The following is a 14,326-nucleotide window of genomic DNA, read 5'->3' as shown; positions in this document are numbered from 1 at the left end:
GAACTCATGGCTATGCAATCACAAGATATTATCAAACGCTCGGCGACCAATAGCATCACGCCGCCGCCGCACGCACGCGATTACCGTGCAGAAGTAGCAAAATTAATTGATGTCACCACCTGCATTGGCTGCAAAGGCTGTCAGGTAGCCTGCTCAGAATGGAACGATATCCGCGATGAAGTGGGCTATTGCAACGGCGTCTATGACAATCCAACTGATCTCAGCGCCAAGTCATGGACGGTGATGCGCTTTAGCGAAACCACTCATAACGACAAGCTGGAATGGTTGATTCGCAAAGATGGTTGTATGCATTGCGAGGATCCAGGATGCCTGAAAGCATGTCCGTCTGCCGGAGCTATCATTCAGTATGCTAACGGAATTGTCGACTTTCAGTCTGAGCACTGTATTGGTTGCGGCTACTGCATTGCCGGCTGCCCGTTTAACATTCCGCGACTCAATCCAGAGGATAATCGCGTCTACAAATGCACACTGTGTGTCGACAGGGTTAGTGTCGGTCAGGAGCCAGCCTGCGTGAAAACCTGTCCAACCGGCGCTATCCAGTTTGGTACCAAAAAAGAGATGCTCAATGTGGCAGAAACCCGCGTGATGCAGCTTAAAAAACGTGGTTATGCCCAGGCGGGGGTATACAACCCACAATCCGTGGGCGGCACTCATGTGATGTACGTTCTGCACCATGCAGACCATCCTTCGCTCTACCACAATCTGCCGGATGACCCGAAAATTGCCGCGCCGGTGAACCTTTGGAAAGGTATTCTCAAACCACTCTCCGCTGCTGGATTTATCGCCACTTTTGCTGGACTGATTTACCACTACATAGGTGTCGGACCGAACAAAGAGGCTGATGATGAGGAGGATAGTGGTCATGAGTAAAAGCAAAATGATACTTCGTACTAAATTTATCGACCGTGCCTGCCACTGGACGGTAGTAATTAGCTTCTTCCTGGTATCACTCTCTGGTGTTGCGCTGTTTTTCCCGACGTTGCAATGGCTCACCGAAACCTTTGGTACGCCGCAAATGGGCAGGATCCTGCATCCATTCTTTGGAGTGGTGATTTTTATCGTGCTGATGTTTATGTTCGTTCGCTTTGTACATCACAACATCCCCGATAAACAGGATCTTCCCTGGATTAAAGGTATTGTTGAAGTGCTGAAGGGGAATGAACATAAAGTCGCTGATGTCGGCAAATATAATGCCGGTCAGAAAATGATGTTCTGGAGCATAATGAGTCTGATCTTTGTGCTGTTGGCCACTGGGGTTATTATCTGGCGGCCCTACTTTGCCCACTATTTCCCGATTAACGTTGTTCGCTGGAGCTTACTTATTCACGCTACTGCAGCTATCGTTCTGATCCACGCTATTCTAATCCACATGTATATGGCATTTTGGGTGAAAGGATCTATAGAAGGCATGATCGAAGGAAAAGTCAGCCGACGTTGGGCGAAGAAGCACCATCCACGCTGGTATCGTGAGATAGAGCGTTCAGAGAACCAAAGTGAAGGTACAAAATAGAGCCAGTCACTATTTTTAGTGGTTTTTCATCAGTATCGTTTATGAACAAACCGTAAACAGCCAAAATTACATTGGCTGTTTACGGTATTGGTTAACAACACTGCAAGCATTGCAGTGTCTGATTCTCATCATATCCATTAATAGATGGATTAATCATGTCAATAGATACTTGATTATTGACCAAGTAAGATACAGATAGAATGCGATCTGTATTGATTGTAATGACCATCGAAAATAACGCCACTGGTAACGCTCTCTGGCGTCGGCTGCCGCGATTGCAGCTACAGAACTTTGTTTTTTTCTTCGTCTTAATAGAAAAGTGCGGAACCAAAGTATCAGAAGGAGTACAAGAAATATTTTTGTAAGCAATGTGCTGTATGTATTGAGATAATTTTCCAAAACACAATTGATATTATTCATTCTTATCTTCCATTTCCTCAACTGGTCGTAGTGGTTATAACAAGCAATGACTTACAAAGCTACTCTAAAGAAAAATTACTGACGACATCCTCAACTGATTATTTTTATGAAAGCATGACATGCTGATGTTAGCTATGCATCTAATTCTTCTTTTTGCCATCATTATTGATGGCATCTTCCAATAAATTCCTGAAATTCGTCAAAATAAAGTTGAATGATTGTGCTTACATAACCTGGGTAAAAAGATATGGATCAAAAGCTAAACGATCTCGAAAAAAGTCCTTTAAGTATAAAAAAAGTACTGCCACTATGGGTATGGATGTTGTGATGTTTTCGTAAACCAATGCTAAAAATGGAGGTTGATATGGCAAACCTTAGATTGGATACAATTGGAGTCATCAGCATTGAAAATGGCACAGTGGAGTTGGTACTGGAACATAAGTATATTCCTGCCCTCGTTGGCCTTGATGGGTTTAGTCACATACAGGTCCTATGGTGGCTATCCTCCTGTGACAATCCTATGGACCGAAGTAAAATGACAGAGCATCAGCCCTATAAAAATGGTCCTGATGTATTAGGAACATTTGCAACACGGTCTCCTTATCGTCCAAACCCTGTCGCACTCGATTGTTCACAAGTGACATATATAGATCATGATAAAGGAGTCATTGGTTTAGCATGGCTGGATGCTTTTAATGGTTCTCCGATACTGGATATCAAACCTTATATACCGGGTATTGATAGAGTCGAAATTCCAAACGTCCCAGAGTGGTGTCGTCACTGGCCACACTCATATGAAGAATCAGGTGATTATGACTGGGAAAATGTATTTACATCTGACAAGCCATGCTGAAATCTCACCCAATACCCGACTTTAAACTGCAGTTGAGAATCTTTAGCTAAGAATAGGTAGTGAGGGGTAATGTTAAAATTCATTAAAAAACAAAAAAATGCCATCGTTGTTTTGCATGAGATATATGGTGTTAACGATCATATAAAAAAGGTATGTAATGAGTATCATAACAAAGGATTTGATGTTTATTGCCCCTCTCTACTGGAAAATAAAGCACCTTTTTTATACTCACAACAAGATGAAGCTTACAGATACTTTATAAACCATTCTGGGTTTAATCCTTCAGGAGTCGTTTCTTTGCTCGGTGCGATTCGCCCATGCTACAGGAAAATCATAGTAATAGGCTTCAGCGTGGGGGCCACAATTGCCTGGTTATCTGTTGACAGTAAATTGTGTGATGGCGTTGTTTGTTACTATGGCTCTCGCATCAGGGACTATGCTGATATTATTCCACCTTGTCCTTGTTTGGTTATTTTTGCTGAGTTTGAACAGTCTTTTGATCCGGTTTTAGTACAACGTCAACTGAGCGACAAAGCATCCGTTACATGCCATATACTCAACAGCCACCATGGCTTTAGTGATCCTTACGGGGAAAACTTTGACTGCAGGAACGCGGAAATTGCCAGAGATCTGGTTGCTGATTTTATTAGCAGAATTGTACAGTGAACTTCTTTCAACATTTAATTCGTACCCGAACTACTGAAAACGCGCGCTGTATTCTCCTGGAGTTATGCCAAACTGACGCCGGAACAGGCGGCAAAAATAGTCACTGTCATGATATCCGCACCTCTGTGCCACTTCGCTAATCGGCAGATGATACTTCTGTAAGATGATGCGTGCCTTCGCCATTCTGACCCAGCGGAGATACTCGACAAATCCCATCGTGCCGTGCTGGGTAAACAGCTTGGATAAGTGATTCGGAGTGATGTTGAAAAATTGTGCCACGCTTTCCCGGGTCAACTGTTGAGTATAGTTGTCCTGTACCCAGTTACACATGCTGTGATAGAGAAATTCTGAGCGCGGTCGCTGTGTGTCCGGGTGGGTATTGACCACGCTTCGGCACAGATGCAGCAAGCTGAGCACCAGGGGCTGAATGATATCCTGTGCCTGAGGAGAGCGGCTCAAATGGGTTAATGCAGTAAGCATTGCATCACCTTCACCACGCTGTGGATGTGGCAACTCAATGCGGCGAATCGGACGCAAATGTGAGGCGGTGCGGTTGTCGTAAAAAGACAACCCCAGCCACGCCGGAGAAAACACCAGACTCAACAACATAACCGGTTTATCGCTTCCGGGTAAATTGGCCGCTCTGGCAGGGATAAACAACATGTCGCCTTCCGGCAGACTGTGCTGTTTTTTTTCCAGTTGATTGCTGTACTCCCCACGTAGCACGATATCGAGGCGCGGGAGGTCAATGCACAAACTGCTGGTCGGTAAATTGGCTGGCTGAGTGGCAAACCACACGCGACCCAACCGCTGTGGGTTTAACACCAGGCCGCTGAACAGATCGGCAAAAAACTGTTGGTCTGCGGGCAAGCCTGGTTCTTTCATCACTCTATCTCTGTAGGATAAGCGCTATAAATGCATTAACTGTCTGAACTCTTTCACTTTACTCCGACTGACCGGGATTTCAAATTCCAGATCTTTTAACCGCAGAATGTAGGTGTTATTGAACCACGGTTCGATCTCGCGAATTTTGTTGAGGTTTACGCAGAAGGAACGGTGACAGCGGAAAAAATGTGAAGCGGGCAGTTTGCTGCAAAATTCGGTGATGTTCATCGGCATGACATACGATTCGCGCCGTGTATAGACAAAGGTCATCTTTTCATGGGCTTCAGCGTAATAAATGTCGTTGATTGGAGTCACGATGATCCGCTCATCTTTGATCAGGTTGATCGTGTCATTTTCACGTGTTACGGGACTGGTGAGCGTCGTACCTGCTTGCTGTTGCTGCCAGGCCGCCTCCAGCTTTTGTAGCATGCCAACGATCCGCGATTCCTGGTATGGTTTCAGAATGTAGTCAAACGCTTCAAGCTCAAACGCTTCAACGGCATGCTCTTTCCAGGCGGTAATAAACACAATAAAGGGTTTATGCGCGAACTGGCTGATATTTTGCGCAAGTAGTACGCCATCCAGCGAGGGAATATTGATATCCAGAAAAATAGCGTCGACGCGGTTATGCTGCAGATATTTCAGCACGTCCAGACCATCGTCAAACGTCCCGACAATCTCCATCTGGCTGTGCTCTTTTATCAGCCAGCTAAGTTCCTGTTGGGCCAGGAATTCATCTTCAACAATGATGACTTTCACAACTTCACTCCTGGTTAAAGCAATAAGGTAGCCGGTGCTGCGGCGGGCGAGTGTTGATTGGGCACATAGAATGCTATTTCTGTGCCTGGTTCCAGGCGGCGGATATGTAATCCTTCGCCGTAGAGCAGCTTCACGCGGTGATGTACATTCAACAGACCAATTTTATTGCCCGGCATTTCGTTGGATTCGACCCGTTCAATAACTTTCGGATCAATACCATGGCCTGTATCCCTGACGGCGATCCGGACCCGATTACCGCACTCCGCGACGCTGATAGTAACCACGCCTTTCCCCTTGCAGGGTTGAATGCCATGGACGATGGCGTTTTCTACCAACGGCTGAATCAGCAGGCTGGGGATATAGCAGCTGACCTCTTCATCAATATCATAAATAACAGTCAGCTTGTCGCCAAAACGGGCCTGTTCGATGGCGATGTAATCTTTGATTTGATACAGCTCTTTTTTGATATCAATCTGCTCATCGTCTTTTAATTCAATATTATAGCGAAGATAACGTGACAAATTAAAAATGAGCTGGCGTGCGGTGTCCGGATTTAACCGCACGGATGAGGAAATAGCGTTTAGCGCATTAAACAGGAAATGGGGATTGATTTTACTTTGCAACGCCCGTAGCTCTGCCTTATTTGCCATTTCGCGCAGTTGCTCTGCACGGGATACTTCGAGTTGAGTGGAGATGATTTGCGACAGACCGATTGCCATCTCCTGCAACGAGGAGGTGATCTGGTGAGCGTGACAGTAGTAGATCTTCAGCGTGCCGGTCACAACACCTTTTTCCCATAAAGGGATCACCAGCATGGAGTGTATTTCTGGTGTACGATGTGCTTCATCATTGTTTTTTATGATGATTTTTCCGTAATTTATCGCCTGTTGAGTGGTGGGGCTGACGAAATCATCATTGTCGCGATAGTTTAGTTCCCCAACACCAACGTAGGCCAGAACGTGCTGGGTATTGGTAATTGCGACCGCATCTGCATGAATGTCATGGCGAATAATTTCGCACACCTGACGTAACGATTCGCTGTTCACATGACGAAAGAGTGGCAGGGTTTTGTTAGCGATATCCAGTGCCAGCTTGGCCTGCTTTGCGGCGCTGGCCTCTTTCTCTCCTTCAACGCTTTGTACCAGCATGACAATAAAGCCAATGCAGACGCTGCCAAGGATCATTGGGATACCGATTTTTGAGACAATATCCAGCCCCAGTTCGGTGGTGGGGGCCCATGCGACGACCAGGATCATAGTCAGCGTTTCGCACAGCATCCCGCCTAAAATACCTGCGCGCCAGTGCTGCGCTTTGGGGATCTTACGGTTGATCCAGCCAGCAATACAGCCCGCCAGAATACTGGTAATAAAGCACGGAAGGGCGGTTACGCCGCCAATATCGATCAGGTAGCGATGAATACCCGCGATAACACCTGTAATGATGCCGACCCACGGACCGAACAGAATCCCCCCTGACATTACAGCGATAATACGTACGTTAACCAGAGAACCTTCTACCGGTACGCCGGACCAGGTACTGAACAGAGCAAACATGGAGAAAATCGCGGTAACGGCGAGTAGCTCTTTCGGGGAGTGTGCAGACTTGTGCAACAGTTCGCGGAACAGGCGGATACGAATCAGGAAAAACAGACAAAACAGCATCAGCGCTGCCCGATCAAAGACCGCCAGCAGCATATTGAATATTTCGTGCACGGGTGACTCTTGCGAAAGGATTAAACCTCTATGATAGGTAACCTGAGGCTGGATGACCAGCATACCCGTAAGACCCGTCTAATGAGGAAAAACCATAGTATTAAAAGGGGATTGTAAAGAAGAGGTGAGTTTACAATACATATCGAGGATTGGTTGATTTACGAGGTAAAATTTATAACATCAAAATGTTAATGGATGGTGATTTTGTCAATCAGTCAAAACTGTCCATTTCCCTTTTTATTTTTTCAGTTCCTCTTTTACGTCAGTAAAAAATATTTTTGTTTGCCTCTCGACAGATGGAATTTATTCAGGCTATTTTCTAAACGTGCCACCATCGTGGCAGCGTCGCTCGGACGGTCCGGGCGCTAACGTTAATCCTGAGGATATTATGGCTGACTCCCGCCCTGAACGTCGCTTTACGCGTATTGATCGCCTTCCCCCTTACGTTTTCAACATCACTGCTGAACTGAAGATGGCTGCGCGTCGGCGTGGCGAAGATATTATCGATTTCAGCATGGGGAATCCGGATGGGGCTACGCCTCCTCACATTGTCGAAAAATTGTGCACCGTGGCTCAGCGCCCGGATACGCACGGTTATTCAACTTCTCGCGGTATTCCACGGCTGCGTCGGGCGATTTCCCGCTGGTATCAGGAACGCTATGACGTTGATATCGATCCTGAGTCCGAAGCCATTGTGACCATTGGCTCCAAAGAAGGGCTGGCGCATCTTATGCTGGCGACACTGGATCACGGTGATACAGTTCTGGTACCAAACCCAAGTTACCCAATCCATATTTATGGTGCTGTGATTGCCGGAGCACAGGTGCGTTCTGTGCCGTTGGTGGAAGGGGTCGACTTCTTTAATGAGCTGGAGCGTGCGATCCGCGAAAGCTACCCGAAACCGAAGATGATGATTCTGGGTTTCCCGTCCAACCCGACTGCGCAATGCGTGGAGCTGGAGTTCTTCGAAAAAGTGGTTGCACTGGCTAAACGTTACGACGTGCTGGTGGTTCACGACCTGGCCTATGCTGATATTGTTTATGATGGCTGGAAAGCGCCGTCTATCATGCAGGTTCCGGGGGCGCGTGACGTAGCGGTTGAGTTTTTCACTTTGTCGAAAAGCTATAACATGGCGGGCTGGCGCATTGGTTTTATGGTTGGCAACAAAACGCTGGTTAACGCGCTGGCACGCATTAAGAGCTATCACGATTACGGCACGTTCACGCCATTACAGGTTGCGGCGATTGCTGCGCTGGAAGGCGACCAGCAGTGTGTGCGGGATATCGCTGAGCAGTATAAGCGGCGCCGTGACGTACTGGTCAAAGGGCTGCACGAAGCTGGCTGGATGGTAGAAATGCCAAAAGCGTCGATGTACGTCTGGGCGAAAATCCCGGAGCAATATGCCGCTATGGGGTCACTGGAATTTGCCAAGAAACTACTGAACGAAGCAAAAGTATGTGTTTCGCCGGGGATTGGCTTTGGCGACTATGGCGATACTCACGTGCGTTTTGCATTGATTGAAAACCGAGATCGTATTCGCCAGGCGATCAGAGGAATTAAAGCGATGTTCCGTGCGGATGGCTTACTGCCTGCCGGTACGAAATCAGCAACTGAAAACGCTGACTAAAGATCGTTCAGATACAAAAGCAAACAGGAGCCTGATGGCTCCTGTTTTTTTGCTGCATCTTTTTATTTAGATCATCAGGGCAAAAGTACCGGCCCAAACGATGACCATAAATGAAATGCCCATAAAGAAATATTTCACTTTTCATCTCTCCGCGTACCAAAAGTACGCCTAAATGAACATACACTTACCTGACAGAGAGCTGATGCCACTGTGAGCAAACCAGAGAATACCCCTCGTTTTCTACGCTGCATCACCTCAGAATTCTGAGCTTTAATGCTCCAGACGGCGCTAATGTACGCCTAAAAATGAGGTGAGACAAGAGGCATTTTTTTATTTAATTTTAGTAACTTACGAGTGTCGTGATTCGGCGACAGTTTGATTTCTATCTGTAATGAATTGCTATTGGGCGACGCAATGTTTACTCAGATAATTCTCATATCCCCATGATATAAATGCGGATATTTTTTGCGAAAATTTCGATAAGAAAGGTTAGATATGACCAGACTAATGATGTTAGCACTCATTATTACGCCACTGACGTCGATGGCAGCGGCTCCGCTGGCACTGAATTTCAGCTGTGCAAGTATTGGTGGCGTGAATAGTGACGGTACAGGTAATGTTTGGATTAACGGCGAAAAAGCGATCGTTAAAACATTCAATGAAAATTACTGGGAGGCAAAAAGCGGTAAAAATACCGTCTCCATTTCCCGTAAAGATGACGGGAACCCGGATGTTTCCTGGACTGGTCCTAATCGTAAACACGGGGTCTGTCTGCCGGAAGATAATAAGAGTTATGCTCCGGTAAAAAAATCATCTAATGCTGGCCCGACCTTTTCATGTTCTGCAGTCGACAAGGGAAGCATGGAAGAGATTATTTGCCACAGCCCGTCACTTTCCGCGATGGATGTGAAGTTGAATGCTGTATACCAGCAGGCGCTGGTTAAATCGAAGAATGATCCGATGTTGAAAGCGGAGCAGCGCGGTTGGATAAAAGGACGCAACGAGTGCTGGAAAGAGCAGGATAAGCCTGCCTGTCTTTCCCGCGAATATAGCCAGCGGGTGTCTGAATTACAGAACAAATGGGGTGTCAGGTAATTCCGTCGCAGAAAAAAAGAAAGGCCGAACGGCCTTTCTTTTTAGATATATAACGAAGCTTCGCCCATGGGCCTTGTTTTGAAACGACGGTGGATCCAGAGATACTGCTCGGGTGCTCGCATGATCTCTTTTTCGATAATCTTGTTCATATAAGCCGCCGCCAGGTTCTCATCAGCCGGGTAGCCTTCCATCTCTGGCGTAATAAACAGACGGTAACCGGAGTTATCCGTTTTTCTCACCATCGTGACAGTCAGCATTGCGGCACCGGACAACCGTGACAGTACATAGGTACCATTGGTCGTTGCTACATCTTTCACCGCGAAGAATGGGGCGAATGAACTTCCTTTGCGACCATAATCCTGATCGGGAGCAAACCATACGGCCTCTCCTTTTTTCAGTGCACCGACAATGCCTCGCAGATTATTTCTGCCGATCATGGCTTTGTTTGAGCGCATACGTCCACGAGTTTGTATCCACTCCATTAACTTATTGTTGTGTGGGCGATAGGTTGCCATCATCGGTTGGCAAAGTCCCATTACGCGACCACCCAGCTCCAGCGACATAAAGTGTACGCCTACTACCATCACGCCACGGTTTTGAGTTTGAGCACGTTTCAGGTTATCCAGCCCTTCAACGTCAAACCATTTACGTACCCGGCTGTCAGGCCAAAACCAGGCCATACCTGTTTCAAGCAAAGCCATCCCGAGTGAGCGAAAGTTTTCTTCAACCAGTTTATCTCTCTCTTGCTGGGATAAATTCGGGAAACAGAGTTCGAGATTTTTACGTGCAATAGATTCACGACGTTTTAAAAACGGGCGTGCAAGCGTACCGGTGCGAGTGCCCAGAAAGCACAAAACCGGGTAGGGGAGTTGCACCAGTAACCAGAGCACACCGACACCAAACCATGTGAGCCAGTAACGCGGATGCAAAAACGCGCGTGAAAATTTACATTGGGGGAACATAAGCACCTGCTGTTGATACGAAAATGTTGTATCGCGAAGATTCTTTATCTACAGCGGTACATTCTAATACTGATAATTAGGCCATCATGAGCGACGATGGTTCCTGTAAAGAGTGTAAAACTGAGTCAGGACAAAACCACGGGGAGCATGAATGATCGGACGTATAATGTACCACCTGGAGATTAATGTCAGCCAGAGATAAATAATCAAGAAGAGTAAATGTTTTCAGGTGGACAAGAAGAACAATGAAGCCAGATATAATGCGTTGTTTTTATAGTGGTTAAATAAAATACGGCGAAATACCCTTTGAGTTGATGCTAACGCTGTTCTTGTCACATCACCCTTGCTTAAATTGCGTACGCATAGGAATTGTCTTAGTATATAAATACAAGGAGCGTAAGGACTTACGTGAAGTTTTGCGGCAGACAGGAGGTATCGCTATGTTCTATTTCTGGACTTTTCTCTCATTGAGCATTTTGGGCGTCGGCTGCTACATCTGGCAGGTTATGGGGGCGGTCGCGTCAATTAGTTCTTTTTTCGGTATGGCTATCCTTACGACAATTATTTACTTCTTTACTATGTGGTTGACCAATGGTGATGAAATGGTCACGGGATTATTTCTTTTTCTTGCCCCTGCGTGTGGTCTGATCATTCGCTTTATGGTGGGAGACGGTAAGCACTAGTCTGATGTGTTATTACTGAAATAAAATTGAAGAGTACGTCGACGTTTTTTTATCTTTCATGCGATGATTCTTAAGTGCCAGCATTGCTGGCACTTTTTTTGCCGATCTAAAGTGGATTAGCGGGCATCAGCAAGCTGTAATGAAGCTTCTTCTTGCTGGGCATTTTTTCGCTGTTGCTCCAGCTCTAGCGCACCGCGGTGAGACAGATAGCAGAACAGGATGCAGCACACTATCCCGCCCATCAGCAGATAAAAACCACCATGCCAGCCCATTTTGTCAACCATCACACCAAACAGGCTGGTTCCCAGTGAAGCGCCAAAAATGTAGCTCATAAATCCGCGTAATCCTACGGCAGAGCCAACGGCGAAGCTGGGGACGATTTCCATGGTTTGCACGGATGCCAGGAACTGTGGAACATAAATCAGGCAACCAACAATTGCGGCAAAAATGGTTACCATCAGCAGGGATTCGCTTTTCCAGTAGCCGATCAGACAGACGAATATCAGCGCCATACAAATCATTGCCAACGGCATACGACGACCTTTAAACAGTTTATCGGTGAGCCAGCCTGCCAGTAGCGTGGAAGGAATTGCTGCCCATTCGAAAAACAGAAAAGCAACGCTCATTTGTTCTTTCGAAAAATGTTTTTCGGTTAACAGATAAATAGGCAGCCAACTGATCATGCCAAAGCGCACCATGTAGACAAACACGTCAACCAGTGAAACATACCAGGCATTCTTATTACGCAGAACATAGGTACAGAAAATCTGGAAGGCGCTCATATTTTCCGGAGCCTGGGTAACGTGCCGGGTATTGAGCACCACTTTTTCTTCCGGCATCATTTGTTCCAGCGTTGGCAAACCTTCTTCGCGCGGTGAACCTTTTCCCAGCATCAGAACAATAAAGGCAAACAGTACAGCAATGCAGGCAGGGACGATATAACTGGCGCTTTGCCAGTGTTCGCTGCCCAGAATGGCAAAGGCTGCGCCAACAATAGGCGCGACAATACCACCGCCAACGTTATGAGAGATATTCCAGAATGCGCCAACGCGTCCACGTTCTTTACGCGGGAACCAGTTTGCGATGGTAATAAACGATGGGCCAACACCCATCCCCTGGAATAATCCGTTGAAGACAACCAGCGCGGCAAAAATCCAGAATCCGGTGCTGAATCCCAACCCTACATTCACAATCGCGCACAGTATCAGGCCGCATGCCATGAAGACCTTAGGACTGGCCTTATCAGCCAGGCTACTCATAATGCCTTTACTGATCCCGTAAGCAATAAGCATGCAACTGCTGAGTAAACCAATCTGCGTTGCGCTGAGATCCAGATGCTCTTTCAGATATGGAGTGGAAAGCGTGAAGTTATTACGTACAATATAGTACGCAAGATAACCGAGAAATACGCTAAGTAGAGCTTGCATTCGGTATCGACTATATGTCTCGTGGATTTTTTCCGTCGGGACTTTATTTGCCGATGGCCCTGTCTTGAATATTGAAAACATATCATCACCTAAATTTATATTGATGTGAATATCAGGGAGGTTCGGCAAGAAGAGTGAAATAGATGATGAAGAAACTCAAGTTGATGAAATGTGTCAATATTGACTCATTTTGTTGGGAATGCGACTGGATTTGACCCATTTAAATTAGGGGGTCTTTGTTTTTGTTATTTTTAGTTGGTTTTTATTATCAGCGTGTGCGGGTATTAACAAAATTGACAGGTGTTTTAAGGTATTCTTTGCTCATGTTTTAGCTTACTGATTGGTTATTTTGATAACAATCTTATCCTCCCTTCGCGGTGCTATCAAACGGGTAACTTTTGTCTCAATATTATTTTTCGAATATGTTGGTATTTATGAACGGGATCACAAACAGGTTTTTCTGTCGGGGATGGATTTTTGCCATCTCGCTCTTTTTTATACCGTTGTCGGCGGCCAGCCTTGCGCAGGGGAAAGAGCTGGTAATGGCGACAACGTTCTCGCCAGGGGCCACGGCCTGGATTATCCAGCGCTGGCAAACGGAGCCTGGGTCGGTGATGATTCGTACGCTCAACCGGACCAGTTCCTCTCTTGAGCAACTGCTTGATACCGCGAATGCGGAAAATGTCGATCTTATTTTGACTTCATCTCCCATGCTTTTGCAGCATCTTCAGGAACATCAAAAGCTTGCACCTTTTGATAATGCGCTACCGGAAAGCCAGCGGCTGGTACCAGAGTCGATCCGCTCAACGTCCGTGGCGGTGGCAATATCGGGCTTTGGTCTGCTGATTAACCGTTCTGCGCTGGCTGCGCGACACCTGCCGCCCCCGACTGACTGGGGGGACTTAACGCACCCCAGATATCAGGGGGCATTGCTGATGAGTAGCCCGTCGCGCTCCGATACCAATCACCTGATGATAGAATCACTGCTTCAGCAAAAAGGGTGGGAGCAGGGGTGGGCGACGTTGCTGGCAAGTGCCGGAAATCTGGTGACAATTTCGTCACGGAGTTTTGGTGTCGCAGACAAAATTAAGAGCGGACTGGGCGTCGCTGGGCCGGTCATTGATAACTACGCTAATTTGCTGCTTAACGATCCGCATCTGGCCTTTACCTATTTCCCACATTCTGCGGTTTCGCCTACTTACGTGGCCGTGCTGAAGAACAGTCAGCACGCGAATGAAGCACGCCGCTTCATTCGCTATCTATTGAGTCCGGAAGGACAAAGGATCCTCGCGGATGCCAATACGGGGAAATATCCGGTAACGCAGCTGGCTGCTGATAACCCGCGCGCGAGTCAGCAGGCGTTCCTGTTGAATCAGTCACCGTTAAATTATCGTCTTATCCTGAAACGACAACAGCTGGTACAGCGGATGTTTGATACCGCTATTAGTTTCCGTCTCGCGCAACTGAAGGATGCCTGGCGGGCGTTATACAGTGCGGAAGCGCGCCTGAAACACCCGCTACCTGAAATTAGAGCGTTGTTGACCAGTGTTCCGATCGATCCGCAGAGTAGCGAAGATGAAGCATGGCTTGCCCGGTTTGATAATAAAAGCTTTGCGGAACAGCAGATGATGGAGTGGCAACTCTGGTTTCTTAAAAATCAGCGTCAGGCCATATCGAAACTGGAAGAATTAAAATGAAAACCGGCT

At 46.8% G+C, this 14,326-nt stretch carries 14 protein-coding genes; 8 read left to right on the top strand and 6 right to left on the bottom strand.

Going from position 1 to position 14,326, the window contains the following annotated elements; genetic code table 11:
- The first annotated feature begins 6 nt into the window (after positions 1-6).
- The 4 genes from fdxH to OGX98_RS17355 all read left to right on the top strand — a co-directional run bounded on the left by fdxH (position 7) and on the right by OGX98_RS17355 (position 3,470).
- Positions 7-891, top strand: a complete 885-nt coding sequence (gene fdxH / locus OGX98_RS17370) for a formate dehydrogenase subunit beta (RefSeq protein ID WP_225761236.1) — start codon at positions 7-9, stop codon at positions 889-891.
- The gene (fdnI, locus tag OGX98_RS17365) at positions 884-1,531 is read left to right on the top strand and encodes a formate dehydrogenase-N subunit gamma (protein ID WP_225761235.1); all 648 of its coding nucleotides are present in this window, start codon (positions 884-886) and stop codon (positions 1,529-1,531) included. Before fdxH ends, fdnI begins: the two co-directional genes overlap by 8 nt.
- 784 nt (positions 1,532-2,315) lie before the next feature.
- Positions 2,316-2,804, top strand: a complete 489-nt coding sequence (locus tag OGX98_RS17360) for a TrmO family methyltransferase domain-containing protein (protein WP_286595647.1) — start codon at positions 2,316-2,318, stop codon at positions 2,802-2,804.
- Positions 2,805-2,873: 69 nt separating this feature from the next.
- A complete protein-coding gene (locus tag OGX98_RS17355) occupies positions 2,874-3,470 on the top strand; it encodes a dienelactone hydrolase family protein (RefSeq protein ID WP_286595646.1) in 597 nt (198 codons plus the stop codon).
- A 30-nt stretch (positions 3,471-3,500) separates the two neighbouring features.
- On the opposite strand, the gene OGX98_RS17350 is transcribed toward OGX98_RS17355, so the two are convergent.
- The 3 genes from OGX98_RS17350 to OGX98_RS17340 are packed head-to-tail and all read right to left on the bottom strand — an operon-like array spanning position 3,501 to position 6,826.
- A complete protein-coding gene (locus OGX98_RS17350) occupies positions 3,501-4,355 on the bottom strand; it encodes an AraC family transcriptional regulator (RefSeq protein WP_286595645.1) in 855 nt (284 codons plus the stop codon).
- Between the two features lie 24 nt (positions 4,356-4,379).
- A complete protein-coding gene (ypdB, locus tag OGX98_RS17345; protein WP_045445801.1) occupies positions 4,380-5,114 on the bottom strand; it encodes a two-component system response regulator YpdB in 735 nt (244 codons plus the stop codon).
- A gap of 14 nt (positions 5,115-5,128) precedes the next feature.
- Complete coding sequence (locus tag OGX98_RS17340; RefSeq protein WP_136345336.1) at positions 5,129-6,826, bottom strand: sensor histidine kinase; 1,698 nt, start codon at positions 6,824-6,826, stop codon at positions 5,129-5,131.
- Between the two features lie 388 nt (positions 6,827-7,214).
- On the opposite strand from OGX98_RS17340, the gene alaC reads away from it, so the two are divergent.
- Positions 7,215-8,453 (top strand): alanine transaminase, encoded by a 1,239-nt coding sequence (alaC, locus tag OGX98_RS17335; RefSeq protein WP_045449736.1) that lies wholly within the window; start codon positions 7,215-7,217, stop codon positions 8,451-8,453.
- Between the two features lie 66 nt (positions 8,454-8,519).
- Here alaC and ypdK read toward each other — a convergent pair whose 3' ends face one another.
- On the bottom strand, positions 8,520-8,591 hold the full coding sequence (ypdK, locus tag OGX98_RS17330; RefSeq protein WP_010723117.1) for a membrane protein YpdK: 72 nt from the start codon (positions 8,589-8,591) through the stop codon (positions 8,520-8,522).
- A 357-nt stretch (positions 8,592-8,948) separates the two neighbouring features.
- Between ypdK and OGX98_RS17325 the strand changes: the two genes are divergently transcribed.
- Entirely contained in the window at positions 8,949-9,548 is a 600-nt protein-coding gene (locus OGX98_RS17325; protein ID WP_286595644.1) for a lysozyme inhibitor LprI family protein, read from the top strand.
- Between the two features lie 41 nt (positions 9,549-9,589).
- On the opposite strand, the gene lpxP is transcribed toward OGX98_RS17325, so the two are convergent.
- A complete protein-coding gene (gene lpxP / locus OGX98_RS17320) occupies positions 9,590-10,510 on the bottom strand; it encodes a kdo(2)-lipid IV(A) palmitoleoyltransferase (RefSeq protein WP_286595643.1) in 921 nt (306 codons plus the stop codon).
- Between the two features lie 440 nt (positions 10,511-10,950).
- Here lpxP and OGX98_RS17315 point away from each other — a divergent pair, with 440 nt between their 5' ends.
- Positions 10,951-11,193 carry a YfdY family protein gene (locus OGX98_RS17315; protein WP_286595642.1) on the top strand — a complete coding sequence of 81 codons (243 nt, stop codon included), beginning with the start codon at positions 10,951-10,953 and terminating at the stop codon, positions 11,191-11,193.
- A gap of 116 nt (positions 11,194-11,309) precedes the next feature.
- On the opposite strand, the gene pgtP is transcribed toward OGX98_RS17315, so the two are convergent.
- Positions 11,310-12,701 carry a phosphoglycerate transporter PgtP gene (pgtP, locus tag OGX98_RS17310; protein ID WP_045445785.1) on the bottom strand — a complete coding sequence of 464 codons (1,392 nt, stop codon included), beginning with the start codon at positions 12,699-12,701 and terminating at the stop codon, positions 11,310-11,312.
- A gap of 461 nt (positions 12,702-13,162) precedes the next feature.
- On the opposite strand from pgtP, the gene pgtC reads away from it, so the two are divergent.
- A complete protein-coding gene (pgtC, locus tag OGX98_RS17305; protein ID WP_190284579.1) occupies positions 13,163-14,317 on the top strand; it encodes a phosphoglycerate transport regulator PgtC in 1,155 nt (384 codons plus the stop codon).
- Positions 14,318-14,326: the final 9 nt, after the last annotated feature.

The sequence above is a fragment of the Citrobacter sp. Cm046 genome (assembly GCF_030333065.1).
Classification (GTDB): domain Bacteria; phylum Pseudomonadota; class Gammaproteobacteria; order Enterobacterales; family Enterobacteriaceae; genus Citrobacter; species Citrobacter murliniae.
The sequence above is the reverse complement of the archived record's forward strand: the minus strand, read 5'-3'. Positions and strand labels throughout refer to the sequence as shown.

What these genes read in the sequence shown, in the direction of transcription:
- OGX98_RS17325 (WP_286595644.1), top strand. Translation starts at nt 8,949, where the DNA reads ATGACCAGACTAATGATGTTAGCACTCATTATTACGCCACTGACGTCG.
- pgtC (WP_190284579.1), top strand. Translation starts at nt 13,163, where the DNA reads ATGGCGACAACGTTCTCGCCAGGGGCCACGGCCTGGATTATCCAGCGC.
- fdnI (WP_225761235.1), top strand. Translation starts at nt 884, where the DNA reads ATGAGTAAAAGCAAAATGATACTTCGTACTAAATTTATCGACCGTGCC.
- OGX98_RS17360 (WP_286595647.1), top strand. Translation starts at nt 2,316, where the DNA reads ATGGCAAACCTTAGATTGGATACAATTGGAGTCATCAGCATTGAAAAT.
- OGX98_RS17315 (WP_286595642.1), top strand. Translation starts at nt 10,951, where the DNA reads ATGTTCTATTTCTGGACTTTTCTCTCATTGAGCATTTTGGGCGTCGGC.
- pgtP (WP_045445785.1), bottom strand. Translation starts at nt 12,701, where the DNA reads ATGTTTTCAATATTCAAGACAGGGCCATCGGCAAATAAAGTCCCGACG.
- lpxP (WP_286595643.1), bottom strand. Translation starts at nt 10,510, where the DNA reads ATGTTCCCCCAATGTAAATTTTCACGCGCGTTTTTGCATCCGCGTTAC.
- OGX98_RS17355 (WP_286595646.1), top strand. Translation starts at nt 2,874, where the DNA reads ATGTTAAAATTCATTAAAAAACAAAAAAATGCCATCGTTGTTTTGCAT.
- OGX98_RS17350 (WP_286595645.1), bottom strand. Translation starts at nt 4,355, where the DNA reads ATGAAAGAACCAGGCTTGCCCGCAGACCAACAGTTTTTTGCCGATCTG.
- fdxH (WP_225761236.1), top strand. Translation starts at nt 7, where the DNA reads ATGGCTATGCAATCACAAGATATTATCAAACGCTCGGCGACCAATAGC.
- alaC (WP_045449736.1), top strand. Translation starts at nt 7,215, where the DNA reads ATGGCTGACTCCCGCCCTGAACGTCGCTTTACGCGTATTGATCGCCTT.